This window comes from Xanthovirga aplysinae (assembly GCF_009711365.1).
Lineage (GTDB): Bacteria > Bacteroidota > Bacteroidia > Cytophagales > Cyclobacteriaceae > Xanthovirga > Xanthovirga aplysinae.
Genome location: NZ_SMMB01000966.1, coordinates 1 through 5,925 on the forward strand (window position 1 = coordinate 1; position 5,925 = coordinate 5,925).

Below are 5,925 nucleotides of genomic sequence, written 5' to 3' on the forward strand. Positions count from 1 at the left end.
ACGATGGATTGATTAAACTAATTTTGGAGATTTATTCCTCTTTTCAAATCTTTTAGGGATGGATTTTTCTTTACTATAAAAATATTTTCATTCTATCACATTAAAAACCAAAATCTCAATATTAAGCAAAAGACCATACCATCGCATTTTACTTCCTGATAATCAAGGCCGGAAACGATATCATCTTCTAAACCTAAAAAACCTGGTTATATAAACCCTAAAAAAATTCATATCTCGAAGAAAAAGAAAACAAAAAAGTATATATGAAGTAAAAAAACAAAACGTTATCATGAAGGAATAGTCCTTTCTACCTTGAGGGAGAAAAAAGCCCTAAAAGAAGAATACGATCAAAAGAGGACAAAATATCCTCCCAAAATTTTAGTCGTAAAAATAGAAAGGGTATAAATTTTGGCATAGAAATGGAAATAAAACAAATTCAGATAAATCTTGTAGAAAGGATGGTAAAAGGTTAAATCAATTCTAATCAGATAAAAAATTTTTAGTTCTTTTTCCTGAATTTGATTCATAAATTATTATTATTTTCAATAAATTTTTAAAGAAAAAATATAGTATGCAACAATATAGCATTTTGTGGGCCGACGATGAGATAGATTTACTTAAACCTCACATATTATTTTTAGAAAAGAAGGGATATCAGGTTACTCCAGTTAATAGTGGATCTGATGCCCTCGAAGAGTGTGAAGCCAATTACTACGATGTAGTATTTTTGGATGAAAACATGCCTGGAATGAGTGGTTTGGAAACCCTAACGCAGATTAAATCTGCATGGCCCAACCTTCCTGTGGTAATGATCACAAAAAGTGAGGAAGAACATATTATGGAAGAAGCTATTGGGGCCAAAATATCTGATTACCTCATTAAGCCTCTAAACCCTAATCAAATTCTTTTATCTGTCAAAAAGATCTTAGATAATAAACGGTTGATTACCGAGAAAACCAACTTAGGCTATCAACAGGATTTCAGGAATATCAGCATGGCTTATAATGAGCACATGGACTATGAAGAGTGGGCCGAAGTGTATAAAAAGCTTATATACTGGGAGTTAGAGATAGACGCCACCGACAACAAAAGTATGTCTGAAGTCCTTGAAATGCAGAAAGATGAAGCCAATTCCAATTTTGTCAAATTTATCAAAGATAATTACGAAGACTGGTTAAATGAGCCTAATATAGACAAACCTCTATTGTCTCATCAGATTATGAAAGAAAAAGTTTTTCCCTACATTGAGGAGGGAGATCCATTGTTCTTCATCGTTATTGATAATTTACGTTTCGACCAGTGGAAAATTCTAGAGCCCATTATTTCTGAATATTTCACCGTAGAAGATGAGTCCTCCTATTTTTCCATCTTACCTACTACTACGGCATACGCCAGAAATGCCATTTTTTCTGGGCTTCTGCCTCTTGAAATGTCCAAACGACATCCAAATTTATGGGTAGGTGAAGATCAAGAAGGGGGTAAAAACAATAATGAATTTGAGTTTTTAAAAGAACAATTGAAACGAAACCGGCTGAACATTAAAGCATCTTATAATAAAATCACTCAAGTACAACAGGGCCGTAACTTAGTGGACAACTTCAACAATCTAATGTCCAACGATTTAAATGTGATCGTGTATAATTTTGTGGACATGTTATCACATGCCCGTACAGACCTGGAGATGATACGGGAACTGGCTCCTGATGAATCTGCTTATCGCTCCATTACAAAATCATGGTTTATGCACTCCCCATTGATCGAAACCCTAAGAAAGATTTCTGAAAAGGGAGGGCGAGTTATACTTACCACCGACCACGGAACAATACGGGTAAGGCATCCATTTAAAATAATTGGGGACAGAAACACCAACACTAATTTACGGTATAAACAAGGAAAAAATCTTGGTTTCGAAGAGCGTGATGTGTATGTAAGCCGTAAACCGGAACTTTTACATCTTCCAAAAGTAAACATATCAACAGCCTATGTTTTTGCGACCGAAGATAGGTTTTTTGCTTATCCAAATAATTATAATTACTATGTGAATTATTATAAAGGAACCTTCCAACATGGAGGAATATCTTTAGAAGAGGTAATTATTCCAATTATTTCGCTAAATTCGAAGAATGGCTGATAAGATTATTGAGAAGTTGGAGATCATTTGTCATGACCTGGAAGGTCTAAAACAAATCGCTGAAAAAATAATTTCCTTTGCAGGAACAGAAAAAATCTGGTTGCTGGAAGGAGAAATGGGAGCTGGTAAAACCACTATGGTGAAAGCTATTTGTGATGCTTTTGAAGTGAGAGACAACGTGCATAGTCCTACTTTTTCATTGGTAAATGAATACAGCAATGAAAAAGAAGAGCTTTTTTACCATTTCGATTTTTACAGAATTAAGGATGAAACTGAAGCCATGGACATTGGTTGTGAAGAGTATTTTTACTCTGGAAACTTTTGCTTTATTGAATGGTCATCAAAGATACCATCTTTAATTCCTGAGCAATACCTTTGGATCAATATTGAAGCCCAGGAAAATAATTCCCGAAAAATTCACCTGGTACGCTATGAGTAGTAAGCGATATTCTTCAGAAATTGAAGCCTTAGCAAAAGAAGGGAGCCTGTATCCACAGGAATCCCTACTTAAAACCCGAAAAGATAGACAATCTTTATTTATAGGCATTCCACGGGAAATCCAATGGCAAGAGAATCGTATTGCCTTAACACCTGGAGCTGTTGAAGTTTTAGTAAGTAACGGCCACGAAATTTGGGTAGAAACAGAGGCTGGGTTAAAATCCAACTATTCAGATAAAGATTTTAGCGATGCCGGTGCAAAAATTGTTTATTCCTCTAAAGAAGTATATCAGGCAGACATTGTCATTAAAGTAGAGCCTCCTGTATTTAGCGAGATCAACTATTTAAAACCAGGAGGCACCCTTATTTCAGCCATTCAGCTAGGTAACCAAAGCCCCGAATACATACATGCTCTTAATGAAAGGAAAATCACTGCCATCGCCTTCGAATTATTAGAAAATAAGGTGGGAGAACTTCCTGTGGTTCGTGCTATGAGTGAAATTGCAGGAAGTACTGTGACATTAATTGCAGCGGAATACCTCAGTAGTGTCCGGGGCGGGCAAGGTATTTTACTAGGAGAAATAACCGGAGTTCCACCTGCAAAAGTAATGATCTTGGGAGCAGGAACGGTGGCAGAATATGCAGCAAGAGCGGCTATCGGACTTGGAGCGCAGATTCAAATATATGACACCCATATTTACAAACTTCGTCGGATAAAACATGTCCTAAACCAACAAGTACATACAGCAGCTATTAATTCGGTCACCTTAACAGAAGAATTAAAGTCAACAGATGTATTAATCGGTGCTATTCGTCCGGAAAAAGGAAGAAACCGCTGTGTTGTTACGGAGGAAATGGTTTCCCAAATGAAACCCAATTCAGTAATTATTGATGTGAGTATTGACCAAGGGGGATGTATTGAAACTTCAGTCCCTACAACCCATAACAATCCTGTTTACAAGCGCTTTGATGTAATCCATTACTGCGTTCCCAACATTCCCTCAAGAGTGGCACGAACCGCAACCACCGCACTTAGCAATACCTTTACCTCCACTATGTTACATATCTCAGAAACAGGAGGGATAGAAAACATGATTCTCACCAATCAAGGATTTATGAAAGGAGTGTACACATTTAAGGGTAGTCTCACAAATGCCTCTATTGCTCAAAAATTCAACCTAAAATACAAAGATCTTAATTTATTAATGGCGGCAAGATTTTAAAGATTAATAACCACTTAATCACCAGTCACCGTAGCTCAACAATTAACACATAATCTGCTTCCAAAGCTCTTTTTGCCTTAGGGTTTTTAAGAAAAACCTCAACCATATATTCACCACTTTCTTTTAATTTACCCTTCCATTTTCGCTTGGGGTATAAAGGCAAAGATTTTCTGGACTCCCCCTCTATACGATATACATCCATAATGGCGTCTTTTTCAAAAGATTCCAATTGCACCCTCAATTGCTGGTAAGCTTTAGCAGAAAATAAATAACGGTCTTTTTGGAAACCTTTCAGATGCCCTTCTTCCCGCATTCTGGTAGCATTATAGGAAAAATGAAATCGTTTCCCAGTATAGGGGCTCTTTTGTTGGATCGAAACCTTATCCTCCAAAGTGGAGGAATTAGGTTTTTTTGAATTACAGCTAAAAAGAAGAAGAAAAGTAAAAAATAAAATAGCCAAATTTTTCATGACTTATTCCTCTTGAGAAGTTTCGCCCTATGGAAAATGAACCTGTTTAACTTCAAACACAGGTGAATGTCTACTTGGTTTCTTTTGCTCTCAAAAAGATAAGCTAAAAAATTTAAGAAATCAGAATGGATGTCTCCTCACCTTTAACTAAAAAAACAGGAAATCCCATTTTCATAAGAAGATTGAAAACTAGGTGAAAGACATAAAATTCATGTCTCTAATTTCCTTTCCCCTCTCTATTTCTTTTACTTCCTGCATAAAGCTCATATGACAAAAGACGACAATCGATACGGGCATTGTAAAATTCCATACGCCTTTTAGGTTTTAACCCCACTCGTTTGGCCAAATCCAAATTACCAGTAAATATATATCCCGTATAACCAGCACATTTTTGTTTAAAAAAGTCACCAATTGCCTGATAAGTATCTTTCAATTCCTCCAACTCACCTAATCTTTCTCCATATTCCGGATTAAGCATAACCACACCCCCACCCTCAGGCACAGGAGTTTCCCTGAAATCACAATGGACAAATTCAATTAAATGGTCCACACCAGCAGCCCTGGCATTTGTTTTAGCTGCTTTTATAGCTTCGGCATTAATATCGGAGGCAATAATCTTACCTGGAATGCTGTCTTTCTCCTTTAATTCGGCCAAGCGAAAAACAGGTTCAAAATACTCCTCTTTGTAGCCTTTTATGTGCATAAAACCAAAATTATTCCTAAACAAACCAGGAGCTGTCTGGCAAGCCATTAATGCCGCTTCAATTGCCAATGTTCCACTACCACACATGGGGTTAATAAAATTAGTTTCTTTATTCCAGCCACTGGCAAAAATGGTGGCTGCAGCCAATGATTCCATCATAGGAGCTTTGAAAGGCATTTTTCGATAGCCATGTTTGGCAATAGTTTCTCCAGAAGTATCAAAGTAAATGGCCGCATTTTCATCCAGCCAATGCAGATAAAGGACAGTTTTAGAGGTATCGGTACCAGAATCAGGACGAGATCCCTTTAATTCTTGTATACGATCTACAACGGCATCTTTTACCCTTAGATTAGCATATCGGGTATCTTTGATAAAATCATTTCTTACAAAAGAGTCCACCCTAAAGTGCCCATCTTCGGGTATCATCTCTTCCCATTTTATTTTTTTAAGCCTTTTGTACAAATGATCAGGATGTTTGGCCCTAAAAGAATCAATCATATACAAGACCCGATGAGCTGTCCGAAGATTCATATTCAAACGAATGGTATCTTCCAGTGTCCCACTTAATTCAACACCCATTTTTAACTCCCGTTCCACGGTAAAATCAAGATTCTCAATTTCTTTAGCCAAAATGGAGCTTACCCGTGGTGCGCAGGTAACTAATATTTTATTTCTGATATGAAACATCTTCATTTTAAGTTTGCCGAGAAGTTGGAGAAGAATAAAACCCTCTCACAAAAACAAGTGCCAAAGGTAAAAAAGGTATTGTCAGTAAAAGAAAAGAAATTGAATTTCTTTTTAGTTTTTTCAGAATAGTCCACAGCCATACTGTTAAACCTTTTCAGAAAACTACAAGTTACAGTTTTAAACTTTACAAGCTGAACCAACCATTTGGGATAGTTATTGAAAGCTTGGGTTTTAGGGGTCGACTGTAATCAAGAGCTGTCATTATATGGAGTTA

The 5,925-nt window shown here is 36.6% G+C and carries 5 protein-coding genes; 3 read left to right on the forward strand and 2 right to left on the reverse strand.

What is annotated here, in order from left to right:
• Positions 1 to 571 precede the first annotated feature (571 nt).
• The 3 genes from porX to E1171_RS09165 are packed head-to-tail and all read left to right on the forward strand — an operon-like array spanning position 572 to position 3,792.
• Positions 572 to 2,131, forward strand: a complete 1,560-nt coding sequence (gene porX / locus E1171_RS09155; protein ID WP_155205705.1) for a T9SS response regulator signal transducer PorX — start codon at positions 572 to 574, stop codon at positions 2,129 to 2,131.
• Positions 2,124 to 2,570, forward strand: a complete 447-nt coding sequence (gene tsaE / locus E1171_RS09160; RefSeq protein WP_155205706.1) for a tRNA (adenosine(37)-N6)-threonylcarbamoyltransferase complex ATPase subunit type 1 TsaE — start codon at positions 2,124 to 2,126, stop codon at positions 2,568 to 2,570. The genes porX and tsaE overlap by 8 nt, the downstream gene beginning before the upstream one ends.
• Entirely contained in the window at positions 2,563 to 3,792 is a 1,230-nt protein-coding gene (locus E1171_RS09165; RefSeq protein ID WP_155205707.1) for an alanine dehydrogenase, read from the forward strand. The genes tsaE and E1171_RS09165 overlap by 8 nt, the downstream gene beginning before the upstream one ends.
• Before the next feature lie 25 nt (positions 3,793 to 3,817).
• Here the strand turns inward: E1171_RS09165 and E1171_RS09170 are convergent, their stop codons facing one another.
• Both E1171_RS09170 and E1171_RS09175 read right to left on the reverse strand, forming a co-directional pair.
• Positions 3,818 to 4,261 (reverse strand): hypothetical protein, encoded by a 444-nt coding sequence (locus E1171_RS09170; protein WP_155205708.1) that lies wholly within the window; start codon positions 4,259 to 4,261, stop codon positions 3,818 to 3,820.
• Between the two features lie 217 nt (positions 4,262 to 4,478).
• A complete protein-coding gene (locus E1171_RS09175) occupies positions 4,479 to 5,651 on the reverse strand; it encodes a THUMP domain-containing class I SAM-dependent RNA methyltransferase (protein WP_343031315.1) in 1,173 nt (390 codons plus the stop codon).
• Positions 5,652 to 5,925 lie beyond the last annotated feature (274 nt).

Excerpts from the sequence above, each read along its gene's own strand:
- E1171_RS09170 (WP_155205708.1), bottom strand. The coding sequence starts at position 4,261 with ATGAAAAATTTGGCTATTTTATTTTTTACTTTTCTTCTTCTTTTTAGC.
- E1171_RS09175 (WP_343031315.1), bottom strand. The coding sequence starts at position 5,651 with ATGTTTCATATCAGAAATAAAATATTAGTTACCTGCGCACCACGGGTA.
- tsaE (WP_155205706.1), top strand. The coding sequence starts at position 2,124 with ATGGCTGATAAGATTATTGAGAAGTTGGAGATCATTTGTCATGACCTG.
- porX (WP_155205705.1), top strand. The coding sequence starts at position 572 with ATGCAACAATATAGCATTTTGTGGGCCGACGATGAGATAGATTTACTT.
- E1171_RS09165 (WP_155205707.1), top strand. The coding sequence starts at position 2,563 with ATGAGTAGTAAGCGATATTCTTCAGAAATTGAAGCCTTAGCAAAAGAA.